This window comes from Planococcus sp. ANT_H30 (assembly GCF_008369335.1).
Taxonomy (GTDB): domain Bacteria; phylum Bacillota; class Bacilli; order Bacillales_A; family Planococcaceae; genus Planococcus; species Planococcus kocurii.
The window spans coordinates 923,579-949,165 of sequence record NZ_VOBJ01000001.1; the positions used below are offsets into that span (position 1 = coordinate 923,579).

General features: G+C 41.2%; 26 protein-coding genes. 10 read left to right on the forward strand and 16 right to left on the reverse strand.

Annotation, left to right across the window (positions count from 1 at the left end):
• The first annotated feature begins 29 nt into the window (after positions 1-29).
• The 6 genes from FQ085_RS04320 to FQ085_RS04345 all read left to right on the forward strand — a co-directional run bounded on the left by FQ085_RS04320 (position 30) and on the right by FQ085_RS04345 (position 5,518).
• A complete protein-coding gene (locus tag FQ085_RS04320; protein ID WP_058384341.1) occupies positions 30-863 on the forward strand; it encodes a MetQ/NlpA family ABC transporter substrate-binding protein in 834 nt (277 codons plus the stop codon).
• Positions 864-902: 39 nt separating this feature from the next.
• A complete protein-coding gene (locus FQ085_RS04325) occupies positions 903-2,108 on the forward strand; it encodes a M20 family metallopeptidase (protein ID WP_149456016.1) in 1,206 nt (401 codons plus the stop codon).
• A gap of 168 nt (positions 2,109-2,276) precedes the next feature.
• Entirely contained in the window at positions 2,277-3,494 is a 1,218-nt protein-coding gene (gene pepT / locus FQ085_RS04330) for a peptidase T (RefSeq protein WP_149456017.1), read from the forward strand.
• Positions 3,495-3,770: 276 nt separating this feature from the next.
• On the forward strand, positions 3,771-4,001 hold the full coding sequence (locus FQ085_RS04335) for a hypothetical protein (RefSeq protein ID WP_058384339.1): 231 nt from the start codon (positions 3,771-3,773) through the stop codon (positions 3,999-4,001).
• Positions 4,002-4,108: 107 nt separating this feature from the next.
• Entirely contained in the window at positions 4,109-4,996 is an 888-nt protein-coding gene (locus FQ085_RS04340) for an EamA family transporter (RefSeq protein ID WP_149456018.1), read from the forward strand.
• Between the two features lie 99 nt (positions 4,997-5,095).
• On the forward strand, positions 5,096-5,518 hold the full coding sequence (locus tag FQ085_RS04345; protein ID WP_058384337.1) for a pyridoxamine 5'-phosphate oxidase family protein: 423 nt from the start codon (positions 5,096-5,098) through the stop codon (positions 5,516-5,518).
• Positions 5,519-5,552: 34 nt separating this feature from the next.
• Here the strand turns inward: FQ085_RS04345 and FQ085_RS04350 are convergent, their stop codons facing one another.
• Positions 5,553-5,987 (reverse strand): RrF2 family transcriptional regulator, encoded by a 435-nt coding sequence (locus FQ085_RS04350; protein ID WP_058384336.1) that lies wholly within the window; start codon positions 5,985-5,987, stop codon positions 5,553-5,555.
• Positions 5,988-6,077: 90 nt separating this feature from the next.
• Here FQ085_RS04350 and hmpA (FQ085_RS04355) point away from each other — a divergent pair, with 90 nt between their 5' ends.
• Together hmpA (FQ085_RS04355) and hmpA (FQ085_RS04360) are read left to right on the forward strand one after the other, a co-directional pair.
• Positions 6,078-7,265, forward strand: a complete 1,188-nt coding sequence (gene hmpA / locus FQ085_RS04355; RefSeq protein ID WP_149456019.1) for an NO-inducible flavohemoprotein — start codon at positions 6,078-6,080, stop codon at positions 7,263-7,265.
• Between the two features lie 738 nt (positions 7,266-8,003).
• Positions 8,004-9,188, forward strand: coding sequence for an NO-inducible flavohemoprotein (hmpA, locus tag FQ085_RS04360; RefSeq protein ID WP_470382025.1), 1,185 nt, complete (start codon positions 8,004-8,006; stop codon positions 9,186-9,188).
• Between the two features lie 146 nt (positions 9,189-9,334).
• On the opposite strand, the gene FQ085_RS04365 is transcribed toward hmpA (FQ085_RS04360), so the two are convergent.
• Positions 9,335-9,697, reverse strand: a complete 363-nt coding sequence (locus FQ085_RS04365) for a VOC family protein (protein WP_149456020.1) — start codon at positions 9,695-9,697, stop codon at positions 9,335-9,337.
• A 130-nt stretch (positions 9,698-9,827) separates the two neighbouring features.
• Between FQ085_RS04365 and FQ085_RS04370 the strand changes: the two genes are divergently transcribed.
• Entirely contained in the window at positions 9,828-10,511 is a 684-nt protein-coding gene (locus FQ085_RS04370; protein WP_262499751.1) for a hypothetical protein, read from the forward strand.
• 32 nt (positions 10,512-10,543) lie between these two features.
• Here the strand turns inward: FQ085_RS04370 and FQ085_RS04375 are convergent, their stop codons facing one another.
• A complete protein-coding gene (locus tag FQ085_RS04375; protein ID WP_058384332.1) occupies positions 10,544-11,368 on the reverse strand; it encodes a VLRF1 family aeRF1-type release factor in 825 nt (274 codons plus the stop codon).
• 162 nt (positions 11,369-11,530) lie between these two features.
• Between FQ085_RS04375 and FQ085_RS04380 the strand changes: the two genes are divergently transcribed.
• On the forward strand, positions 11,531-11,842 hold the full coding sequence (locus FQ085_RS04380; protein WP_049693048.1) for a DUF3243 domain-containing protein: 312 nt from the start codon (positions 11,531-11,533) through the stop codon (positions 11,840-11,842).
• Between the two features lie 20 nt (positions 11,843-11,862).
• Here the strand turns inward: FQ085_RS04380 and FQ085_RS04385 are convergent, their stop codons facing one another.
• The 13 genes from FQ085_RS04385 to FQ085_RS04445 all read right to left on the reverse strand — a co-directional run bounded on the left by FQ085_RS04385 (position 11,863) and on the right by FQ085_RS04445 (position 25,503).
• Positions 11,863-13,131, reverse strand: a complete 1,269-nt coding sequence (locus FQ085_RS04385; protein ID WP_149456145.1) for an MDR family MFS transporter — start codon at positions 13,129-13,131, stop codon at positions 11,863-11,865.
• A 52-nt stretch (positions 13,132-13,183) separates the two neighbouring features.
• The gene (locus tag FQ085_RS04390; protein ID WP_149456021.1) at positions 13,184-15,310 is read right to left on the reverse strand and encodes an ATP-dependent helicase; all 2,127 of its coding nucleotides are present in this window, start codon (positions 15,308-15,310) and stop codon (positions 13,184-13,186) included.
• 149 nt (positions 15,311-15,459) lie between these two features.
• The gene (locus tag FQ085_RS04395) at positions 15,460-15,660 is read right to left on the reverse strand and encodes a YwbE family protein (RefSeq protein ID WP_058384330.1); all 201 of its coding nucleotides are present in this window, start codon (positions 15,658-15,660) and stop codon (positions 15,460-15,462) included.
• A gap of 92 nt (positions 15,661-15,752) precedes the next feature.
• Positions 15,753-16,850, reverse strand: a complete 1,098-nt coding sequence (locus FQ085_RS04400; RefSeq protein ID WP_149456022.1) for a DUF2382 domain-containing protein — start codon at positions 16,848-16,850, stop codon at positions 15,753-15,755.
• 106 nt (positions 16,851-16,956) lie between these two features.
• Positions 16,957-19,002 carry a catalase gene (locus FQ085_RS04405; protein ID WP_149456023.1) on the reverse strand — a complete coding sequence of 682 codons (2,046 nt, stop codon included), beginning with the start codon at positions 19,000-19,002 and terminating at the stop codon, positions 16,957-16,959.
• A gap of 123 nt (positions 19,003-19,125) precedes the next feature.
• A complete protein-coding gene (locus FQ085_RS04410; protein WP_058384327.1) occupies positions 19,126-20,091 on the reverse strand; it encodes a glutaminase in 966 nt (321 codons plus the stop codon).
• 145 nt (positions 20,092-20,236) lie between these two features.
• Positions 20,237-20,839: an alpha/beta hydrolase gene (locus tag FQ085_RS04415; protein WP_058384326.1), complete on the reverse strand. Its 603-nt coding sequence runs from the start codon at positions 20,837-20,839 to the stop codon at positions 20,237-20,239.
• Between the two features lie 138 nt (positions 20,840-20,977).
• Positions 20,978-21,856 carry an Hsp33 family molecular chaperone HslO gene (gene hslO / locus FQ085_RS04420; protein ID WP_149456024.1) on the reverse strand — a complete coding sequence of 293 codons (879 nt, stop codon included), beginning with the start codon at positions 21,854-21,856 and terminating at the stop codon, positions 20,978-20,980.
• 14 nt (positions 21,857-21,870) lie between these two features.
• Positions 21,871-22,110 (reverse strand): DUF896 domain-containing protein, encoded by a 240-nt coding sequence (locus FQ085_RS04425; RefSeq protein ID WP_058384324.1) that lies wholly within the window; start codon positions 22,108-22,110, stop codon positions 21,871-21,873.
• Between the two features lie 20 nt (positions 22,111-22,130).
• Entirely contained in the window at positions 22,131-22,613 is a 483-nt protein-coding gene (locus FQ085_RS04430; RefSeq protein WP_058384323.1) for an RrF2 family transcriptional regulator, read from the reverse strand.
• Between the two features lie 162 nt (positions 22,614-22,775).
• Positions 22,776-23,309: a chromate transporter gene (locus tag FQ085_RS04435; RefSeq protein ID WP_058384322.1), complete on the reverse strand. Its 534-nt coding sequence runs from the start codon at positions 23,307-23,309 to the stop codon at positions 22,776-22,778.
• A complete protein-coding gene (locus tag FQ085_RS04440) occupies positions 23,306-23,887 on the reverse strand; it encodes a chromate transporter (protein ID WP_058386837.1) in 582 nt (193 codons plus the stop codon). The genes FQ085_RS04435 and FQ085_RS04440 overlap by 4 nt, the downstream gene beginning before the upstream one ends.
• 11 nt (positions 23,888-23,898) lie before the next feature.
• Positions 23,899-25,503 carry a gamma-glutamyltransferase family protein gene (locus FQ085_RS04445; RefSeq protein ID WP_058384321.1) on the reverse strand — a complete coding sequence of 535 codons (1,605 nt, stop codon included), beginning with the start codon at positions 25,501-25,503 and terminating at the stop codon, positions 23,899-23,901.
• Positions 25,504-25,587 lie beyond the last annotated feature (84 nt).

Consider the following 25,587-nt stretch of genomic DNA (forward strand, 5'->3'; position numbering starts at 1 on the left):
AATACACCTTAAAAATGGAGGAATTACTCATGAAAAAAATTTTAACAGCAACATTACTTTTACTACTGGTATTCATTTTGGCTGCTTGCGGAGACGATAGCAATGCACAAGGCAAAACGACCGTAACACTTGGTATTAGCGGTTCGGATACGACGATTTGGGATTATATTGCGGACAAAGCGGAGAAGGAAGGAATTGAGTTGGAAATCCAAACTTTTTCTGATTATGTAGCTCCGAACCTAGCGCTAGCTGAAGGGGAACTGGATTTGAATGCGTTCCAGACGATTTCTTATTTTGATGAATTTGTTGCTGAGCATAATATTGATATCGTGCCGATTGGTTCGACCGTCATTGCACCGATGGGCTTGTATTCTGATAAATACGAATCTATCGATGATATTCCTGAAGGTTCACAAATCGCAACTCCCAATGAAGCGACCAACATGGGCCGCGCACTATTACTTCTCGACGAAGCAGGATTGATCACACTTTCTGACGATGCTGGACTTACTGGAACGGCAGAAGACATTATCGAAAACCCAAAAAACATTGAAATTGTCCCTATGGTGTCTGGTCATACACCACGTGCAATGCCTGATGTGGCTGCTTCAATCATCAACAATGGTGTTGCCGTTGATGCGGGATTAAACCCAACTAAAGATCCAATCGCTCGCGAAAGTGATACGGCTAAACCGTATATTAACTTGATTGCTGCAAACGCTGAAGACGCTGATAATGAAGCTTACCAGAAAATCGTCGAGATTTATCAACAGGAAGATACCGCTGAATTTATTATTGAGCATACGAAAGGTGCTCAAATTCCAACTGTTGTTACAGTAGATGAGCTTGTCGATTACCAATAAGAAGTTATCTATGAAGTTATCTATATAGGAGGAATTCCAATGACCCTTATCAAGGAAGCAAGACAGATCATCTCTCAATCCATCGACTCGCAACGTACGATATATATTGAAACAAGCCAGGCAATTCACGCCAAACCTGAACTTGGTAATGAAGAATTTTATGCGAGTTCTTTATTAATTGATTTGCTTGAAGACGCAGGATTTACCGTTGACAAAGGCGTCGCCGGTCACGACACTGCTTTTTTTGCCAGTAAAGAAAGCTCACTTTCTGGGCCAACAATCGCTTACCTTGCTGAATATGATGCACTGCCTGGAATCGGTCATGCCTGCGGCCACAACATTATTGGAACCACTAGCGTCGCTGCCGCCATTGCATTATCAGAAACCTTAGACCTTATTGGTGGCCGAGTTGTCGTTCTTGGAACACCTGCAGAAGAAGGCGGTCCAAATGGTAGCGCCAAGGGCAGTTTCGTTAAACACGGCCTGCTCGAAGGTATTGATGCGGCTTTGATGCTACATCCTTCTGGAAATTCAGCTGTCACTGGTCCTTCCCTTGCTGTTGATCCATTGGAATTCCACTTTTACGGTAAGCCCGCGCATGCAGCAGGCTCTCCTGAACAAGGCATTAATGCACTTGATGCGGTCTTGCAGCTATTTAATAGCATCAATGCTTTGCGTCAGCAATTACCTTCAGATGCGCGTATCCACGGGATTATCACTCATGGAGGTGATGCACCGAACATCATTCCTGAATATGCGGCGGCACGCTTTTATATTCGGGGTGATTCTTGGAAGAAAACAGCTGACACTGCTCGTAAAATTCGAGCGATTGCTGAAGGCGCGGCATTGGCAACTGGTGCTACAGTGAAAATCGAACGTTTCCAAAATGAAGTGCGTGACTTGGTCATTACACCCGCTTTGGATGTGATTGTTCGTAGCGAGCTTGAAGCACTAGGTGAGGCGGTGGCAGATTCCCGGATTTCTGGTCTTGGTTCTACCGATGCTGGCAACATTAGTTACGTAGTCCCTACTGCACATGGCTATATTAAAATTGGTCCTGAAAGCCTAATTGCCCATACTGCTGAGTTTCGTGAAGCTGCTAAATCAGAGCAAGGCAATAATGCGTTGATCAAAGGCGCTAAAGCATTAGCTACTACTGGGTATCTATTGCTGACAAAGACATCTCTACTAGAGGAAGTACAAGCTGCGCATACAGAAGCATTAAAACTGAAAAAGCAAAACTAATTGAACGATGTCCCTTGCCGGGCGTCGTTTTTTTGTGACCAGAATTTTCACCATTTTCCCACTTCGTGCTAAACTACTACTATATGGGTTGAAGTTGCTGTTCCATAACTCTAAAAAGTCGGCAACACCATTCAACTTGTACAGAACTTATTCTAGGAGGATTTATACATGTTAGAGACTTTAATTGAACGACTCGTTCGTTACACCAAAATCGATACACAATCCGATTTCACTAGTACCACCACCCCTTCTACAACTGGGCAGTGGGACTTGCTCCGTGAATTGGAACAGGAAATGAAAACCATTGGCTTGACTGATGTCGATATGGATAAATCCGGTTACCTTTTCGGCACGCTTCCGGCCAATACCGACAGAGAAGTTCCTGTAATTGGTTTTTTGGCACATGTTGACACTGCAACAGACTTTACTGGAAAAAACGTTAATCCGAAACGTATTGATAATTACAATGGACAGGACATCTCACTAAATAACAGCATTACGATGACTGTGTCGGATTTTCCTTCTTTAAAAGACTACGTGGGCCATACGCTAATCACAACAGATGGCACGACATTACTTGGCGCAGACAACAAAGCCGGTATTGCTGAAATTATGACTGCAATGGAATATTTAAATGCTCATCCTGAAATTGAGCATGGAAAAATCCGCGTCGCCTTTACACCAGACGAAGAAATTGGTCGCGGTCCACATAAATTCGACGTTGAACGCTTTGGTGCACAATATGCATACACCATGGACGGCGGCCCTCTTGGCGAGTTGCAGTACGAAAGTTTTAACGCAGCGAGCGGGAAACTGACCATTCAAGGGAAAAGCGTTCATCCGGGATCAGCAAAGGATAAAATGGTCAATGCGCAAACAGTCGCTATTCAATTCCAACAAGAAATGCCGAAACATGAAGTTCCTGAGTTAACAGAAGGCTATGAAGGATTTATTCATTTGAATAATTTTGTTGGCGATATTGAAACAGCGGAATTGAGCTATATTATCCGTGATTTCGATAAAAATAAATTCGAAGATAAAAAACGGCATATGGAAGAAGTTGCGGAAAAGCTCCAACAGCAATATGGCAAACAAGCCATTCTGCTAGAAATTGAAGATCAATATTACAATATGCGCGAAAAAATCGAACCCGTTATGGAAATTGTCGATCGCGCAGAGCACGCTATGACTGCATTAGAAATCAAGCCGAACATTGTGCCTGTTCGTGGCGGTACAGATGGTTCTCAATTGTCGTACATGGGGCTTCCAACACCAAACATCTTCACAGGTGGCGAAAATTATCACGGAAAATACGAATTCATTTCTGCGGAAAATATGGAGAAAGCAACACAAGTCATTATCGAAATTGTAAAGTCCGTTAAATAAAACAGGTGTATTGGACCCAGTCCAATACACCTGTTTTTTTAGATAACACTTCTGGCGTTTTGTGCGCGTGCACAGTGAATACCATATTGAAGAAGTTGGAAGCAGTGGAACTTTGATAAGTCGATGCCTGTCTTTGTGGTGGACATGCTCATTTTTACTGACAGATCAAAGCTATATCAAGGGTTAGTTATTTAGAAAATGTGGGTCTACTTCATGTTTCAAAAGTTTCATTTAAGGAATATAAAGACTACTACAAAAAAGAAAGAGGTGCTTTACATGTCAGACAAAAAACCATTTAAGGATGAAGATCGTAACATAAGCGATGGCGGTCCCATGGATAATCCTGAACAGTACAAAACGGATAAAAAAACACTTACGGAAATGCACAAAGAAGAAATGACTGTCGACACCATCCCAATGGAAGATTTGAAACAAGAAAAGCGTGAAGAAAGCGATAAACGTGGAACGAAAAGTAATTCTTCAAGCGAAGAAAAATTCCCAGAATAATAAATATGAACGCTCATAAAAGTAAATACTTTTTTAAAAAAACCATAGAGACTATTCTCTATGGTTTTTTTATGCTATGATTCTCGTTTGAACAGGAGTGAAAGAAAATGAAAAACTGGATTTATCCACTTATGGTTGTCGTAGCAGCAAGCTGTTATGGAATTCTCTCAACTATTATAAAAGTCGCAATGAAAAATGGTTTCACAGCCGCTGAAGCCGTGACTAGTCAATATTTTATAGGGTTCGTATTAGCAGCCCTTTTATTTTTTATAACACAGCGCAAAATGCCAAGAATTAAAGGTTGGAAAATCTTACTGCTGTCCGGCAGTTTCACAGCTGCTACCGGTATGGTTTACGCACACTCTCTTAACTATCTTCCCGCCTCACTAGCAGTTGTTTTATTGTTCCAATTTACATGGATCGGTATGTTCCTTGATTGTATCGTCAATCGGCGATGGCTGAAACGAACAGAAGTCTTTTCTTTAATCTTATTATTTACAGGAACACTGTTTGCCGCTGGAATCATCGGAACAGATCTAAGCGCGATTCCTTGGCAAGGATGGGCTTGGGGAATTGGAGCTGCTTTTTGTTTTTCGGCTTTCATGTTTGTTAACGGCAAGCAAATCGACGGTATGGACACTTCAGCTCGTCTGTTTTACGTATCACTTTTCGCAGCGATTATTGTTGGCTTTTTTCAAACACCCGAAATTGTTTGGAATGGACAATTATTCGCTGAAGGTTTGTGGGTTTACGGCTTGTTACTCGGGTTTTTCGGTATTATTATGCCTATTTACTTTTTCTCCATCGCAGTTCCGCGTGTTGGTTCAGGACTTGCCTCCATTTTAAGCGCGATGGAATTGCCAGTAGCTGTTCTCGCATCGGTTATTATTCTGGACGAAGTGTTGACACCTCTTCAAATCGGAGGAATCTTCATTATTCTAATTGGTATGGTGCTGCCAAGTGCATTTAATCGAACACCTAAAATAATAGAATAGAACAAACATAAAAGACCCGCTCCTTCTAGCGGGTCTTTTATGTTTAGTTAAAGTTTAAAAAGGAATAGATTAAGTACAAAGACAAAAGGAGTGGTATGGATGAATCAGGAAGATGTTAAAAAAGCAGCGTTAAAAATTTTAGAGGAAAGTTACGTGGGAACTCTCGCAACAATTAAAGGCAATAAGCCTCATTCGCGTTATATGACTTTTTTTAACGATGATTTTACACTTTACACCGCTACCAGTAAAAAGACGCAAAAAGTCGACGAGCTAGAAGCTAATCCACATGCTCATATTCTTTTGGGATATGAAGGCGAAGGAGTTGGCGATTCGTTCTTAGAAATTGAAGGAACCATGTCGATACATGACGAACGTGAAATGATCGACAAAGTTTGGAATGAGCATTTGGAAGGTTGGTTTGAAGGACCTGATGATCCGAATCTTGTTATTTTAGCCATTAAACCTGATCGCGTACGGTTAATGAATAAAAAAGGGCAAGAGCCGCAAACTCTAGAACTATAAATAAAAAAACGGCTCAAGAGATTGAGCCGTTTTTTTATGTCTTCAGAATTTCGCGGAGCCCTTCTCGATTAAACATGAGGTCTTCAAGCGTATATTCATCCAGTACTGATAAATATGCGTTGAGTGCTTTGCCTAAAGCACCGCGTAGCCCGCAAATTGATGAAATGGGACAACGATTTGTAGCTGAATTAAAACATTCAACCAAATGGAAGTCGTCTTCCATTTTCCTAATTACCGTACCAATATTAATATGTTGTGGGAGATCTGCCAGACGAATACCACCGCCTCTTCCTCTTACTGTATGAATAAATCCAGCTTTTCCAAGCTCAAATGTAACTTTTGTTAAATGATTTTTGGATATATTGTAAGCATCAGAAATTTCTTGGATGGTCGTTAACTTTTCTGGATCTTTTGTGCCTAAATAAATCAAAACACGTAATGAGAAATCAGTATACATGGTCAATCTCATTTTACTCACCTCTTCTGATTGTTTATTATAGAGACTTTTTGGTTCTTTCGAAAGCAAATGAACCTCAAAATACGAAAAGGAGTGTTTACTATGTTATCAGAACAAACTCGGTCAATTGTTAAGTCGACTGTACCCGTTTTAGAGGAATATGGTGTGGCAATTACTACTCGATTTTATGAAAACCTTTTTGTGGCACATCCTGAATTATTGAATATTTTCAATCAAGCAAACCAAGCGCAAGGTCGTCAACAAGCTGCACTAGCTAATGCGGTTCACGCAGCAGCCGTTAATATCGATAACCTCGAGGAAATTCTTCCGGCAGTTGTTCAAATTGCTCATAAACACGTGAGTGTCGGTGTCTTGCCTGAACATTACCCAATTGTTGGCGAATACTTATTAAAAGCTATGAAGGAAGTACTCGGGGATGCTGCAACTGATGACATACTTGAAGCTTGGGCTGAGGCTTATGGCGTTATTGCGGACGCCTTTATCGGCGTTGAAAAAGACATGTATAAACAAACGGCAGAGCAGGAAAATAGCTGGATTTTCTTTAAAGATTTTATTGTGACACGTAAAGTAAAAGAAAGTGAAGTCATCACTTCCTTTTACATGAAACCTGCAGATGGATCTGACGTACCGCCTTATACACCCGGTCAGTATATTTCGATACGGCTTTCTATGCCTGGTGAAGAGTTTTTAGTTATTCGACAATATAGCCTTTCTCAAGCACCGAAATCAGATGAATTCCGTATCTCGGTAAAGAGTGAAAATGACAACGATCCAAATGGCGTCGTTTCTAACTACTTGCACAGCGGTGTCAATGAAGGTGATCACGTTGAAATTAGTGCTCCAGCCGGAGTCTTTGTCCTCGACATGACGAAGGTATCTCCGGTCGCATTTATCAGTGGCGGTGTTGGCATCACGCCGATGATGAGTATGTTTGAAACAGTTGCAAAATCTACACCAGAGCGTCCGACCACCTTCTTACATGGCGCTCGTAATCCACTGCAGCAAGCATTTGATAATGACATTCAAGTATACGCTAAGATGATGGCCGATGCTCGCTATAAAGCTGTTTATTCAGATGAACCCAACGGCTTTATTACCCGGGAAATGCTTGAGGAATATGTCGATCCCGCAAGTGATGTCTATGTTTGTGGACCCGCGCTATTTATGGAGATTATGATTCGTGAATTACATCGCATGGGCATTCCAGAAGAACAGATTCACTACGAATTTTTTGGGCCTGCTATGGATTTAAATACGAATAGTGAATAAATGCATTCCAGTCCAGCTTATGCTGGACTTTTTTTATGCGTAGAGAAGTGTTTAGGTTAAATATGAAGTATTTTGATGGATTTGGACAGTATTTTCCTAGTTTGGACAGTATTCATCGCCAAACGGACAGTATTTGAATGAATAGCGACTGTATATCCATTTAATGGTTTTTTTAGTTTAACGACCAAAAAAATGTCGTGTGTCAAATCCACCCCATGCCTGTCGGAGCTACATGGTCGCTTCCGCTTTTCTTTTTGTCCAGACTCCAGCGACCAACTCCTCGGGTCATAAGTCAACTCAACTGCGTGGCACAGAACGCCACACTGCTGATCTGCCTTATGCCTGTCGGAGCTACATGGTCGCTTCCACTTTTCTTTTTGTCCAGACTCCAGCGACCAACTCCTCGGGTCATAAGTCAACTCAACTGCGTGGCACAGAACGCCACACTGCTGATCTGCCTTATGCCTGTCGGAGCTACACGGTCGCTTCCGCTTTTCTTTTTGTCCAGACTCCAGCGACCAACTCCTCGGGTCATAAGTCAACTCAACTGCGTGGCACAGAACGCCACACTGCTGATCTGCCTTATGCCTGTCGGAGCTACATGGTCGCTTCCGCTTTTCTTTGTTGTGACTTTTCTGTGAAATTAGTTGTGTCCAAATTTTAAAGATGTATTTTAAATATATCTTTAAAGGAATTAGAGGAGTATAGTCAAGATATAGAAAACAAAAGGAGAGATTGATTATGTTATCACAAGAAACAAGAGCGATCATCAAATCCACAGTACCGGTATTAGAAGAACACGGAACAGCGATCACGACTGTATTCTACAAGAACATGCTTGAAGCGCATCCTGAACTTTTAAATATTTTTAATCACGCGAACCAGAAAAAAGGTCGTCAGCAGGCTGCATTGGCAAACACGGTTTATGCTGCAGCCGTCCATATTGATAATCTAGAAGCTATTCTTCCAGCAGTTGTCCAAATTGCTAATAAACACGTAAGTTTGGGAATTAAACCGGAACATTATCCGATTGTTGGAGAATACTTATTAAAGGGGATCAAAGAAGTTTTGGGCGATGCAGCAACCGATGACATCATCAATGCTTGGGCAGAAGCATATGGCGTAATTGCAGATGCCTTTATCGGCGTTGAAAAAGAAATGTATGCAAAAATGGAATCTCAAGAAAACGGCTGGAGTTTCTTTAAAGACTTTTCAATTGTCCGCAAAGAAAAAGAAAGCGAAAGTATCACTTCTTTCTACTTGAAACCAGCTGACGGAAAAGATGTTCCTGCTTATCAGCCCGGCCAATATATTTCTTTACGCATGTCAATTCCAGGAGAGCAGTATTTGTTCAACCGTCAATATAGTCTTTCTCAAGCAGCTCAAGCAGACGAATTCCGTATTTCCGTTAAACGCGATGCAGACAATGATCCAAACGGCCGCGTTTCCGTTTATCTTCATGACGAAATGAATGTAGGCGATCGCTTTGAAGTTAGTGCTCCTGCAGGTGAATTCGTTCTCGATACTGAAAAAACTACACCCGTCGCATTTGTAAGTGGTGGTGTCGGCATTACACCGATGATGAGCATGTTTGAAACTGTGGCTACGTTAACTCCAGAACGTCCAACTGCATTCCTTCACGCTGCACGCAATGAATCTATGCATGCTTTCGATAAGGATATTCAGAAATACGTTGCGACTATGACTGATGCACGCTATAAAACGTTTTACTCTGACCAGCCACAAGGCTATATTACACGTACGGTTTTAGAAGAATACGTCGACATCACAGGTGATGTTTATGTATGTGGACCTGTTCCATTCATGGAAGCCATGATTCAAGAACTGCAAGCACTCGGCATGAAAGAAGAACAAATTCACTTTGAATTCTTCGGTCCAGCAATCGCTCTTCAAACCGTATAATTTTTTCTAAAAGCTGCCTATTTACCGGGCAGCTTTTGATATGCACTTATTTATCATTATGTATAGCAGTGGCTCCAATCACCATTTTACCTGCTACTAAAACCATTTATAAAATGCTAATGCCCTGACGTCGGGCATTGGCATTTTTATTTCAGAAATTCTAGCCGATTGCCGAACGGATCAAAAACAAAAAATCGTTCGACACCTGGAATGCTATTGTCTTCTTTCAATTCAATTTTGTTTACTGACAAATGTTCCTTTAACTCCTCATAACCAGCTATTCGAAATGCTGGATGTGCTTTTTTTGCTGGTGAAAAAGGCTCTTCTACGCCTACATGCAATTGCTGACTACCAAACTCGAACCAGGCACCTCCTCTACCTTTTAGCGCTTCTGGTTTTTCAATCTCTTGCATTCCCAAAATCTCCGCATAAAAGTTTCTTGCAACTTGTTCTTCCCCTGCAGGTGCTGCAACCTGAACGTGGTCGATTGTTATAATAGAAAATTCCATTTCCTCACTCCTTTTCCTCAGTTTAATCGACTTCTCAATAAAATAATAGGCGAATAGCTCTTGTTAGATTGTTTGATGACTTTGCAAACTCTTCCCTTTTAACGTAGCATAATAACTGAAGAGGTGAATCATGGTGACTTTCCCGCAACAAGCCAAATACTTGCTAAGCACGCAATCTGTTGCAACAGACCGCATTCCACAACAGCCACTTAGTCAAGATGTCCCCACAATGATCGAAGAATTAAAGCACTGGTGTGGAACTGACAACGCCGGCGTTGCAGTATCTTATTTTTTCCGACAATATGCTCTTTACGTAACTGCTCAGTTTAGCCTAATCGATCAATATAACGGGTATTTTTCTGTCGATTGGCGTGAATTAGAATTTGACCGTGTTCATAATTATGGGCTTCCTCTTTTACAGGTCCATGCGAAGTCGTCGACATTTCAACCGATTGACGTACACAGGAGGTTCCAAGCGTTTCATGACATTCTTCATAGACAAGTAAACGAGTTGCTCAATGAATTTAAAAAACACATAAAAATCTCGCCTATCACTTGCTGGGAAAACGTGCTCGGTTCTGTCTTGTGGTTTTACGCTAATCTAGAAACCCGAAATCCACGAAAAGTCGCCGCAGACTTAGAATGGCTTATGAATGAAGAAAATTGGAAGCCAATCAAAACTTCTTATCTTGCGAAATTACTCGGTGACACTTCCTTGCAACAAGCTGTTTCAAAACCGCTTAGAAAAACCTGTTGCTTGTACAAAGAAATGCCATCTTTTAATACGTGCACATTTTGCCCTAAACCTAAATAAACCACCTCAGCAACTTTGCTGAGGTGGTTTATTTATACTTCGAATACTTCGTGTAGAATTTTCCCAGAATCATTATTCATCAAGTTTTTATAGACACAGCTTTTCGGTTTTTGTTGAAGTGTTTTAGCAAATGACTTAGCATGTTCGGCTTCGCCGACTACATGAATTTCTTCCCATTTGCGTTCTTTTCTCAGCTTCTCCATTTTTCCGCCCATGTCTTTGTAGAAACGTTCTAAGTTTTCTCTTAACCGATGATCTAATTCATCGGCTGGACTTCCACCGCCACCACCAGTGACTGTGCTCCCGCCTCCAGCTCCTACTCGACCTGAACTTCGTGCGCCCTTTTGTTCTGTCCAGACTTCAAGTCCTGAATCAAACTCATAAAAAAATTCTTCATTGATAATTCCCATAGACGTATCAATGACACGAATCCCTTTAAATCCTGGCAACACGATACCTGCGTATGGATAAGCTTTGTACATATAACGAAGCTCTTCTAGGACAGGTTTGTTTTCCCAATGGAAACTTGTCTTCACAGGAATTTGTACATAATGCACTGACCAAAGATCTTCGTGTTCTGAAGCGAAAATGACAACACCTTTTTGAAGATCGTTTTGATTGTCTAAAATCTCTTTTTCCACTTTTTTGCGCAAATTTTTATATGCTTTTATTTCTTTTTCATTGTTCGAAGCTGTTAAATATTCATCTAATCGCTTCAAGCCATTTTTCAGATGGATCTTCCATGCTCCGTTTTGAGCATTTGAATCAGCTGGATTGGTATTTAAATATACACTTAACACGCAGCGGTCTGGACATTCAAAACTTTTCAATTCCTGGATTTTGTCGTATAAGGTCATTCAATCATCCTCCTTCTTATATTCCATCCTTGTTATCTCATTACCCTTATCGATTCTATTTAAACGAATCTTCTGAACGTTTTTCGAATTGGATGTTTAATTTTTTAAAATCGTGGTAAATAATCAATGTATTGAAAAATCATAAGGGAGTTGGGCGAACAAGTGGAAAACATCAATAAAAAAGTTGAAGATAAACTAGAAAATACAGACCAACAGAAAAAAGACAAAATTTTAGCAGATTTTTCTGTATTCATGAATTACTTAAGTGACAAAGTTGAGATGGGCGAGAAATTGGGCTTGAGCGAAGAGCGCATCGCACAACTAGCTGAAAAAGTTGCATCTTATCTTGCGAAAAAAGAAGATCCTAAAAATAGTGAAGAATATTTATTGCACCGCTTATGGCAGGTTGGCGATAAAGAAGAGCAACACATGCTTGCACACATGCTAGTTAAATTAGCTAAAGACCAAAAGTAAAGCAAAACAAAAGGCCTTCCTCAATAGGAAGGCCTTTTTTCGTATAATCGAAACATAAGCAAGTAGACAAAACCACTAGCAAGTGCCAGTAACCCCAATACACCGAACGTCAATGGAAAACCAAACCAGGCGGTCATGGGGATGGAGATCGGTGCAATCATGCGCCCAATGGTATAACGTAAACTAGCAGCTGCAAAATATTGGCCACGCATGTCTTCTGGTGCAAGTTTGGAGATAAAGTTTTGCTGCAGACCGACCACCATCAGTTCAGCAAAGGTGAAGACGGCCATCGCAATTACAAACATCCAAAACCAATCAGTTAGTGGAAAGAGCCACATAGCTAAACCGTAGAAAGCAGCGGAAGTGAAGAAAACCCATTTTTCCGGAAACTTCGTCATCCACCGAGTTACAACTACTGTTAGTAATGCCACAAACAATCCATTTTCAGCTAGCAACAAACCAAAAGAGGTTTCTCCAGTAACAGACCATTCTCGGTTAAACAAAGAAGCCACTGTTTGACTATCAATGGTTTCTCTCAAATAGACCGGGATAAGCAAATCTAGTTGCATGAATGTCTGTGCACCTAACACGCCAGCAATAATAAAAAGGAGAAACAGACGATCCTTAAAAATTAAGCCGTACTCTTTAAATTGCTTCGAAATCGCTCCGACCCACCCAGTTGCTGTTTGCGACCGCCATTTTTCCACCATAGCTTGTGAGAGGGTTTCTTTTGTAAGCAATCGTAAAACTACACTCAGAAGCATCGAAATCACTGTAACCGCTAGCAATAATTCAAAGCGATAAGAAAAGAACAGAATCGCTCCGAATAATGGACCTACTACAACTGCGATATTTAAGGTCGTATAAAAAATGGCAAAAACATCGCTACGGTATTTTTCCGGTACAACGTCTGCAATCATCGCCTGACTTGCTGGCCAATAAAGAGCACCGCACATGCCAGCAAGTGTAAACGCGACAAAGCCAAGTTCAGGAGACTGCAGCCACGGAGAATTGGCAAAGGCAAATAGCAAAAACGACAAGCCTTGAGCAGTAGAGGCCACTACTAGCATGCGGCGACGTCCAAACCGGTCTGCACAATAGCCACCGACTAAGTTTGATGCCACAGAAAACATTTGCGAAATAACTAGTAGTAATCCTGCGGTCCCCTTACCAAATTCTTCCGCAAAGTAAATCGCTAAAAATGGGAATACCATCCAATAACTTGTATTCATAAAAAACTCGCCGATTAGACGCACTTTTAAACTTCGATCCCAATCCCTTATTTTCATTGCCATTTCCCCGCGTTCTTCTGTATGTCACATCTGTAGGTTCACAGAGGCGCTAGTTAATCATCTCTAATAACCGATAACTTAGGCAGATATCAATCATTAATTCTTTGCGTTCTTTTGCGAATTGGATGGAGATTCGTTCTTGATCTCGTTCGACAATCTCCCCGGCTCCGAAGACGCGATGCCTAACCTGAACCCCTTCACGCAATACATCTTCTGAATGGATGGCATTCGGATTGTCGGGTACTTTTACTTTGATAGGTGTTTTCGTTGCAGTTCGTTGTGGCGTTGCCATTCTTTTTTCAGGAACGATTAAGTTGCGTACTTCATCCGCAAACCGAGACTCACTTCCGTAACTAATCAATTCTAAATGGCTTTTAGCTCTTGTCATGCCAACGTAAAATAGGCGGCGCGCTTCTTCTAAACTGTCAGGCGTTTCCCCATCTTCTTCAGTTGGGATGACTCCTTCTACTAAGTCAATCATGTAAACTCGTTCAAATTCCAAACCTTTAGAGCTGTGAAATGTTGATAAGGTTAGCATATCGTCAGTTTTCTCTTTTTTCGCTTGTTGTGTTACTTGTTCTAACTGCTTTAGGCGTTTTGCAAAAGCTGTCATGGATTCAAGCGGCTCTGCAATTTGCTCCAATGTCGTCAAAATCTGAGCCAGGTATGTCATTTTCATCCCAAACTTCTCGGCACGACTCGCGAGCATTTGATCATAGCCCATTTCCCCACGAATTGTTCGAATCACTTTCAACGGCTTCATGCCATTCAACGCAGCAAACCATTTTTTCTGTTCAGCTAAAATTTTAATTTGATAGTCTTTTAAGGTAATTGTTAAATTGATTTGATCAAAAGCATGTTCCTCTGTCGGATTCATGCGACTTAGCATTTTCAATTGGCTCCCTGACCAATAGGCATTCGTTTTAGAAGCAACTTTCGAATAAATATCAATGCGTTCTGGCTTCAGGCTAAAACGCATAAAATTTAACATATCTTCTACAATCCAATGAGAGAAAAAACGATTATCAGAATCCTTCATATAGAAAGGAATGCCTAAACGTTCAAGTTCACTCATCAGTAAAGTTGAAGACGAGTTGTTGCGGTATAAAATCGCCACATCTCCATAATCTGTCAATTCCTTGAGCTCTTTCATAACGTACTTAAATTGTGCTTCTTCTGAACCTAAGCGCCTTAAAACGATGGGGTCCCCTTCAGGTTGCTTAGTAAACATGTTTTTGTCATGCCGCTTTTTATTGGTTTTGATAAATTCGTTAGCTGTATGCACAATATTTTGGGAGGAGCGATAATTACGCTCCATTTTCATAATATAAGCGTCTGGGTAAACTGTTCTAAACTTCAGTAAATAAGTCGGTTCGGCAGCTCTCCATGTATAAATTGACTGGTCATCGTCAGCTACAACACATAGGTTTTGATGGCGAGCTACTATTTTTTCTACAATGGCATGTTGAATCAATGAAGTATCCTGACTTTCGTCTGTCATGACATAATCCCAGCGTCCTTGGTACTTCGCAAGCAAACTTTTGTCTTTCTCCAGTGCTTCGTAGGCTAACGACAACATATCGTCAAAATCAACTAACCTTACGTCATAGTTCTCTTTAAACGCTTCGTAAGTTTTCAGGATTTCGATTGCTCCAGGAAAAGGTTCTTTCAATTTCGCCCATTGTTTCCTAGGCAGCATTTTATTTTTCACGTAACTAATAAAAGAAATCAACTCTTCTAATTGGTCATCTGTAATTGGCTCGTCATTTTCCGTTCGGTACATTTCACGAAGGAGTTTCTTCTTATGAAGGCCATTTGTCTCACTGCCTTCTATCATGACGTAACGAGATCCTGAAAAATAATCACGCGTAATTTGAAAGGCTAAGCTATGGATAGTCGAAAAATCAATTGGCTGTAGCGTTGGGAAAAATCGTTTATACCGCTCGAGCATATCATTAGCAGATGCCTTACTAAATGTAATCGCTTTGATACGTTGCGGAGATATCTCTTTTTCTTCGATTAGGTAACCGATACGCATAATCATCGTAGTCGTTTTTCCAGACCCCGGACACGCTAACAACAGCAAAGGACCTTCTGTACGCTCTACTGCTTTTCGCTGTATTTTATTTAATTGAACTCCAAGTTCCTGTTTTTTACGTTCAAAGAATTGGCTCATTTTGAGAGACTCCTTCATTTTTCAATATCCCTATATTAACACAAAAACAGACCCATTTTAATGGATCCGTTTTTGTTTAACTTATAATAGTCCTTGTTATTAAAGAGGCTTGGTGCACAGTGCTTTCTTACACAAAAGTGAAAGAAGCTCTATTTTCCTGATAAAATCTCACAGACCCGTCCTACTTGTCCATCTTGTAAGCGAACTTTGATGCCATGTGGATGTGTCGCAGAATTTGTTAGCAAATCTTTTACAACACCGTGTGTTTTCTTGCCTGAACGCTGATCTTGTTTTAAAATCACATGTACTTCAATGCCTGGCTTAACGTCACTTCTTTTTTTACCATCCATTGCTATCCCTCCTTGCCTCTTTCTACTATACGCTATTCCTGTTGGACGAACAAAAAGACGGGGATTAATCCCCGCCTTCAACTAGATTTTCTTTAGAAACGATCACGATCTTTGTGATCATCATGATTTAACTTGTCTTTTGTTGAAATGGTATCTTCGTCGATATCCGCTTCTTCGTGACGAACCGTTTCATTCACAGTTTCTGTGTCTTGTACTTTACGTTTTCCAACTATAATTTCTTCAGCTACTACATCTTTTTTTGTCACCTCAACGCGTTCTTCTGTCACGGGAATATGGATGTTTTCGCCTTCTTGATATGCATCTCCTGTTAATCCAGAATTGTTATCAAAGGAATTCCCTGTTGTTTCTTCATTTACTGGGCGACGCTCTATATAGACTTCTTCACGTTCTACTGGTACTTCAATTGTTTGGTTTTCTTCGACAACGTGTTTTCCAACATTGACTTCACCCGTTTGCACACGTTCTTTGTCAACACTTAAACGTTCTTCGTGTAAACGAAGTTTCTCTTCTTCTGTGTCTCCATGGTTAAAGTTTTTATCCGTCCCATCAAGACGATCTGTACGATTTAAATCTTCCGTTGTACGGTCAGATCCAAGACCAAAGCCTGTTCCTGCATCTTTTCCAACACCTGCTGTGTCAGTTGTGTCTCGACTAAATGTATCGTTTTTCTTATTGTAATAAACATCGTTTTCATCATTTGTGTCTACTGTTAGACCATCTCTGCCTACAGCTTCGTTATCTAGATGATTTCTGTTGCTACCTAGTCCTGCTGCACCCATTGTTCCTGCTGCAGTGCTTGTTGAAGTATTGTCATAAGGTGCTTGTCCTTCGTAGTTTGCACCATACTCACGGTCTACAAATAATAGAATCTTGCCGTTTTGTACTTCGTTATAGTAGCGGTCAGCTTCGTCTTTATCTACTCCCATACCAGAAAATGCTTCACGTGTTGAGTCGTCTCCTGATAAGAAGCCCATGAATTTATCCATCCAGTTTCCTTCAGATGATTTGTAATCTACATCCGTCCGTCCACGTACCATCGAAATCTGGCCTTCGTCTCGAGCCATTACGTACATATCATCTTCTTTAGAGCCTTGTGCTTTTAGTTCTTCAATTTTACTTAATACCTCTGTTTCGTTATCGAACGTACCCATAAATTTATTGTTAGTCATTTACTATTCCTCCAATTTTTTAATATGAATATGTTTGCTTAGTTTAGAAATTACCCGACCTTCATTTTCTTAAACCTTTTAAAAATTAAAATTCGTTTTTAACTCTTTATTCGACCTGTCTATCCCAGTGACGGTGGGCTGCAATTGCTTCTATGAATGCTTGTGCAAAACGAGAATGATCGCCTCCTACTATACCAGGCTGGCTCTCGATCCCTGCTGTTTCAAGCCATTTTTGACCATCATGCGTAGCGCCAATCGGTTTGTAATGGTCGAATGCTTCACCGATGAAACGTGCCGCTTCTTTAGCGAATTTCTTGCTGACATCCGGTCCACCAACCGCATAAATGGCATCATAGAGCACTGGGTCAGTCGTCGTGAAGGTATGATCAACTTCCAGTTTTTTGCCACTTGAACCTTCTAGCTTGCCTTGCATTTCACTAACAACTTCGTACTGTACGCCTTCAGTTTTGAGTTTTTCAAGAATCTTCAGCACTTCGGCATCGTTAAAACCTGTATCGACCAATACACCCACTTTACGGGTAGCAGCCGATTTAATCGTATTGTCTATACTTAATGCTGGCGAAACTTTGGTGACAGCTGAACCACCCGTTGTTGGAGACGTCACTCCGATATTTTTAGCTATAGCTTGTGCCATTTCCAAGTTAACATTTGCAAACATTTCAATGGCTCCTTCACGAATCCAAATTTCTTGACACTTCCCAAGCTCAAAGCTGAAGGCCTCGATAATATGCTTTCGTTCCGGTTCTGTCATGCTGTTCCAAAACATCGTAGCTTGTGAAAAATGGTCTTTAAAACTTTCACTACGGGCACGAACTTTACGCCCTTCCATTTTCTCTTGGTAATGAGAATAGCCGCCTTCAGCCTCACTTACAGGAGCTGGTGTATTATTGGTAAACGAACTTTTTTGATAAGCGACTCGTCCTTTATTGATCGATTGCCGGCCAAAACCGTCTCGCTGATTGTTATGAAACGGACATACTGGTCGATTAATCGGCAGTTCATGGAAATTCGGACCGTTTAAGCGCAGCAATTGCGTATCGGTATAAGAAAATAAACGCCCTTGAAGCAAAGGATCGTTAGAAAAGTCGATTCCAGGTACCACATGTCCGGGGTGGAAAGCTACTTGTTCTGTTTCGGCAAAGACATTATCCACGTTGCGATTCAAGGTCATTTTGCCGACCATCTGCATTGGAATTTCTTCTTGCGGCCATAGTTTAGTCGCATCTAGTAAATCAAAGTCGAATTTATACTCATCTTCTTCCGCGACAATTTGAACGCCCAATTCCCATTCCGGAAAATCTCCTTGTTCAATTGAATCGTATAAATCGCGGCGATTGAAATCTGGGTCTTTTCCAGAAATTTTCTGCGCTTCATCCCACACAAGTGAATGGGTACCCAGCGTAGACTTCCAGCTAAACTTAACGAAATGTGATTTGCCCTCTGCATTGACGAAACGGAAAGCATGTACGCCAAAACCGTCCATCATTCGAAAACTGCGGGGGATTGCACGGTCTGACATTAACCACATCATCGTATGTGCAGTTTCCTGGTTGTTAATGACAAAATCCCACAACGTATCATGGGCACTTGCAGCTTGCGGCATCTCATTGTGTGGCTCTGGTTTTACTGCGTGAACAAAATCTGGAAATTTGATGGCATCTTGAATAAAGAATACCGGTACATTATTTCCAACTAGATCGTAATTTCCTTCTTCGGTATAAAATTTCGTAGCAAAACCGCGCAAATCTCGTACGGTCTCAGCAGACCCTTTTGATCCGGCAACAGTAGAAAAGCGCACGAATACGGGTGTCTTTTTCCCTTTTTCAGATAAAAATTTTGCTTTCGTTAAATGCTCTAAAGAATCATATGTTTCAAATACACCATGTGCAGCATATCCTCTGGCATGAACGACTCGCTCTGGAATACGTTCGTGATCAAAATGAGTCATTTTTTCCCGGAAATGAAAATCTTCCAACAAGGTAGGACCACGTTCACCAGCCTTTAACGAAAATTCATCCTCAGCCATTTTCAACCCTTGATTGGTTGTTAGGCTTTTGCCAGAATCATCTACTCGGTACTGCTCAAGTTGCTCATCTTTGCTGTTTTTGTTCACTTCAGGTTGTTTTGTCATTTTGCCACTCCTTCTGCTTTTGTTATTCATTCTCCTATTACCCTGTCTCGCTTTTTAAAACACATTCATACAAATTTTTTACAAAAAAAATCCCACAAGCTTATGACAGCTTGCGGGGTACTATTAAAAAATACTCAAATCCCATTCTTTCGAAATTTGACGCAGCATCATCGTGCCTGCTGCACTGTTCCCTTGCACATCAATGGCGGGACCATAAACACCGATGCCCGCACCTGCCCGAAACTCATAAGTTTGCGAATGGAGTTTCGGTGGCACTGCGGCCATAATGCCACCTGACACACCACTTTTAGCTGGAATGCCAACATGAGCTGCAAAGTTTCCAGAGGAATTATACATGCCACATGTCACCATGAGTACTTTGGCAACTTGAGCGATTTCTTCTGAAAAATGTTTTACTTTTGTAATGGGATTAAAACCATCATAGGCGATGATCAAACCGATTAACGCCAAATCTTTCGTACTCACCTTAATTGCGCATTGACGAATGTAAATATCTAGTGCTTCTTCTACTTCAATTTCTAAGAATTTTGCTTCTTTCAAATAATAAGCAAGCGCCCTGTTGCGATGTGAGGATGCCCATTCCGAATCATAGACTTCTTTATCAAGCTCCAATGGATGTCCGACTAATTCTTCTAGAAAATGGAGCAGAAATTCATATTTTTTCTGACTCGTTTGTCCTGGCAGCAATGCCGAAATAGTGATGGCTCCAGCATTGATAAAAGGATTAAACGGCTTGTTTGGTCGATGAATTTCAAACGGAATAATGGAATTAAACGCTTCTCCTGTTGGTTCTACATCCACTCGTTCTAATACGAAATCCAATCCGTAGTTGCAGCTGAGTGCGATAAATGTCAACGCTTTTGAAATGCTCTGTAAAGTGAATTCTTTGTCCGTATCGCCTGCGCAATAATAATTTCCATTGTCGTCCACCATACAAATTCCAAGCTGACTCGGATCCTCTTTTCCAAGTGCCGGGATGTATTGTGCAGTATTTCCTAATATTGCATGGCCTCTATTTTCTTCTACCCAAGCCTCTAGTTGTTCTCGAATATGCGGATTATTTTGCATCTCTTTCCTCCTAAGCTTTCTTTTCTCCTATCATGAATGAAACCCACAGCCTTTGTCAAAAACTCGCACCCTATCGTAACGAGAAGCTTTATGAATGGCATCAAAACCAACAAAACCTTCCTCAATTTCTCGAGGAAGGTTCCTTTTATAACTTATCATACCAGTTTTTCGCAGCTTCTACTTCTGGCATCGTCAATTGATGACCGAAATTTTCCCAATGCAATTCTACTTCTGCACCGGCATTGCTTAATAATTTTTCAAGGTCTATTGATTCTTCTGCTGGGCAAATCGGATCGTTTGTACCCGCTGCGATAAATACAGGAGTATTCGCCAAATCAGGTAAATCTGTATGACGATTTGGAACCATTGGATGATGAAGAATAGCTCCCTTTAATGCGCCAGTATACGTGAACAGTAAATTAGCTGCAATATTGGCTCCGTTCGAATAGCCAATTGCAACAACTTGTGTACGGTCAAAGCCATGTTCCTCCGCTGCTTGACCAATAAAGTTATACAGCTCTTCCGTACGGAATTTTAAATCTTCCATATCGAATATACCTTCTGATAGGCGTTTAAAAAACCGTGGCATGCCGTTCTCAGAGACATTTCCACGAACGCTCAACACAGATGCTTCCGGATCGATATGAGCCGCAATAGCTAATAAATCCGTTTCATTTCCACCCGTTCCATGGAGCATAAGTAAAGTTGATTTTGATAGATTCGTGCCTTGTTTAAAAATATGTTTCATCTTCTAATAACCTCCAATTGCTTCTACTTTTTATTGCATCAATATATATCTCGAATTCAAGATAATAATAACATACCTTTTTTATCATTCCAATAAAAAAGGTCCATCGCAACAATGTGCGTGGACCTCTCGTTCTAATTATGCTTCTGTTTTCAACATATCTTCCAAATTCTCTTTCGAGAACAGATAGTTTTCATTACAAAAATGGCATTGTGCTTCTGCTTTGCCGTCTGTCACAATCATGTCTTCAATTTCGGCAACACCAAGTCCTTGAATCGCGTTAGAAATACGATCTCTTGAACATTGGCACTGAAACTTCACAGGCATTTCGTCTAGTACTTTAACGTTTCCGTTCCCCAGCACTTCATCTAAAATATCTTCCGGTGATAGACCTTGGCGCACCATATTTGAGATTGTCGGAATTACTTTTAGACGCGCTTCAATGTCTTCAATAATACTTTCTTCTGTACCAGGTAGTAATTGAATGATAAACCCACCTGAAGCCTGAATCGTGTTGTCAGGATTCACAATTACACCAACTCCTACAGAAGACGGAATTTGTTCAGAGGTTGTAATGTAATGCGTAAAATCCTCACCTAACTCACCTGACACGATCGGAACTTGTCCAACAAACGGTTGAAGCAACCCAATATCTTTGGAAACTGCTAACGTTCCTTCTGTACCGACTGCTCTTTTGACATCAAGTTTTCCTTGTTCGTTCAAATCAAAATGAGTTAACGGATTGCTCACATAGCCTCGAACTTCGCCTTTCGCATTGGCATCCACTAAAATAGTGCCAATTGGGCCTCCACCGTTAATACGGATCGTCAACTTTTCTTCACCTTTCATCATGGCGCCTAGCATTACGCTTGCGGTCATGGATCTTCCAAGTGCTGCAGATGCAGTCGGCCATGTATAATGGCGACGCTGGGCCTCCGCTACAGTTTCTGTCGTCCGGGCAGCATACGCTCGCACTTGTCCATCATAGGCCAATGCTCTCACTAAATAATCGTTCATCTTGTTCTTCCTCTCTAGTTTAAACTTTCTATGATTAGATTATTTTCTTTTTTTGTTCGTACTTTTTCAGGAGTAACGTCTTCACCAAGTGGATCGATAACCGTCATACTAGTGACAGTTGATTCTACTTGCCCACGAATTGAACGCAAATAGTCTTCACGCAATACTTGTTGTTCTACTTTCTCTGCATTGGTCAGTCCTTCTTCTCGCGCTTTTTTTGCTAACTGGTTAATACGTGGTAAACTATCAATCATCATTATTCCTCTTTTCGCTTTTAACCGACTAATTTTTGAGACAGCCAATCGGTCAGTTTTTTCGTTTTTTCTTGAAACTGTTGTTCTTTCATCTTTTCGGAAAGAGAAGCAATTGTTTCTTGTTCCATCCGGTCGCGCCACGCATTTTCTGCTTGGATCATTAAATCTGTCAGCAAGCAGCACCGCTCAGGCTCTTCAAGTTCCAGCAAATCTCCTAACACCCCACTTGGTGAATAAAGCGATTGTTGTCCTTCAATGGCTACATATATATTAAATACGCTAATGTCTTCAGGATTTTTGTTTAATTTAAAGCCGCCTTTAACTCCTGGTACAGAAGTGATTAAGCCCGCACTGACCAATTTCCTCAAAAGCTTTTGAAAATAAGTTGGCGAAGTTCCTAGTTGATGACTAATCGCTTCTCCTGGTAGCACCGCTTTATCAGGCAACATATTTAATAGAAGAACGGCATATACGGATTGTTCTACACCTGGTTTCATGTGCACCCAAATCACCCTCTTTCAATTGTAGATAATAATTATCCTTGTTGTCTACAATATACGTTCTTGAATTAAAAGTAAATCATAATGCCTGTCTTTTTCACCACATAAAAAAAGCCACCCCTAATCGGATGACTTCGTGTGCTTATTTTTTTCGAAAACACAAAACTAAAGGATCCCAGACACCGCACCATAACCGAGTGCCATTACTATAACGAAGGCTGGATGAACTTTTCTCATTTCTAACAACCAGTAGCTAACGACCACTAGAATAACAGTCTGTACAGTTCCTGATGTATGAATAGATGTCATAAAAAACTGCAATGTCATGGCACCCAACAAGACAGCAATTACAGGGCGAACTAATTTGGTGATGTTTTGGACTTTTGGTGAATCTTTGTACTTTAAAAGAGTGACCATCAACAGCACCATTAAAATAAGTGACGGCGCCACTGAAGCAACTAAAGCAACAATAGAGCCAAGGATGCCGCCTTCCATATAACCAATATATCCCGCCATTTTCGTTGCGATGGGACCTGGCAAAGCATTTCCCAAAGCGAGAACTTCTCCAAACTCTTGGGTGGTCATCCAGCCGTAGTGATCTACTACTTCTTTTTCCACAAGCGGAATTGAGGCCGGCCCCCCGCCATAGCCTAAAATACCGGGGATAAAAAATGCTAAAAAGATAGACCAGTAAATCATTTCGGTCCGACTCCCTTCTTAAATGAAGTGAAGGAAACAATCAAAATGCCTACGATGACAATCGCCGGATGGATTCCCATTAGTTCTAGTAAAATAATGGCAATCGCTGTGAATAGAATGGCACGTCCTAACCCTAAAGCTTTTCCTGACTTCTGAAAGAAATCCCACGTCATTACCGCCAACATAACGCCTACGACTGGAACCACTGCGGCTGACATGCTATTGACCCATTCAAGATCTTTGTATTTTTGTAAAATGCCCAACAAAACAATCATTAAGATAACTGTCGGAATGACTGACGCAGCCAGTGCGACAAGACAACCCATTATCCCATTAACACGATAACCGATATAGCCTGCCATTTTCGTCGCAATAGGTCCTGGCATCGTATTTCCCAACGCTAAAGTATCTCCGAACTCGTCTTCTGTCATCCAGTTGTAATTGACAACAGCTTCACGATGAAAAAGAGGAATAGCAGCAGGTCCACCACCAAATCCGAGAAGACCTACGCGGAAAAATGCGAAAAAAAGGTCCTTATTGATTTTCAAGTGGGAACGCTGGACTTGCTGCTTCTCCACTTTCTTGACGCCTACCAAACAGCCACCGCCCCATCTGTACGCGATTCAGTGCCCCCGGATAATACGCCGGTCTCAGGATTGCGCCAAATGATTTGTCCTCTTCCAAAACTGCCACTGTCTGTTGCTACTTGGATATGATGGCCTTTTCGTGTTAAGCCTTGTGCCAAATAGTTAGGGAAGTCCGGCTCAACAAGAACGGTCTTGCCTTCAATCCATTGCCACCTTGGTGCATCGAGTGCTGCTTGTGGGTTCATTAAATAATCAATGGTGTTCGTAATCACTTGGAAATGTCCTTGAGGTTGCATATAGCCACCCATCACTCCGAAAGGACCGACTGCTTTTTTGTTTTTCGTAAGAAATCCTGGAATGATCGTATGGAATGTTCGTTTTCCTCCAGCCAATACATTCGGATGTTCTGCATCTAATGAAAAATCCGCTCCACGGTTTTGTAACCCAATGCCTGTTTCTGGAATAACAATTCCTGAACCAAAACCCATGTAGTTGCTTTGGATATAAGAAACCATATTGCCTTCTTCATCTGCAGTAGATAAATAAACTGTACCGCCTTTAGGCAATTCGTATGGTACAGGATCCGCAGCAGTTTCATTAATCGTTTTAGCCCGAGCTGCCGCATATTCTTGAGACAATAGATGCTCCGTGCTGACTGGCATATTTTCTGGCTCTGTGATAAACGCTTTACCATCTGTAAACGCCAGCTTCATCGCTTCGATTTGTTCATGAAAAGTTTCAGCAGACTGCCATTTCGGTGGTGCTAATTCTTTGAATATGTTTAAGGCCATAAGAGCAACCATGCCTTGTCCATTTGGTGGAATTTCCCACACTTCGTAACCACGGTATTCAGTTGAAATGGGCTCTACCCACTCGGGTTCAAAAGCTACCAAGTCTTCTTTAGATAAGAACCCATCATGTTTTTTCATGAAAGCATCTATTTTTTCTGCAATTGCTCCTTCATAAAAAGAACGTGAATCGGTTTGACCAATTTCTACTAATGTTTTGGCATGACCAGGAGATGACCACATTTCTCCGATTTCAGGTGCCCTGCCGTTTGGTGCAAACGTATCAAACCATCCTTGGTATTCTTCGCTTGTAAACGAATCTTTGTATTTAGCGTAGGCTGCTTGCCAATATTTACCCAGAATCGGTGTTAATGGATAACCTTCTTCTGCGTAACGGATTGCTGGTTTTAAAGCTTCTGCTAGAGACAACTTACCAAACTTCTTCGATAATTCAGCCCATGCAGCTGGAACTCCAGGAACTGTCACAGGCACTAAACCGTGCGTCGGCATTTTCTCGTACCCTAAAGCTTTGACCGCTTCAGGAGAAATACTTTTCGGTGCGGGACCTGAACTGTTTAAGCCGTGCAACTTGTCTTTGACCCAGACAAGCGCAAAGGCATCCCCACCGATACCATTTGAGGTCGGCTCAACAACCGTTAAAGCCGCTGCTGTGGCAATTGCTGCATCGATGGCATTACCTCCATTTTGCATAATTTCAATGCCTGCTTGCGACGCCAATGGCTGCGACGTAACCACCATGCCTTTTTTTGAAAATACGGTATGTCTTTGTGCTGTAAATGGGTTGTGTAAATAGTCCATAAAAACTCCTCCTTCTCGAAATAATTAACCTTTTGTATGAAAATAAAACTTATTTTTCATCAATTGTTAATCATTATTTTATTT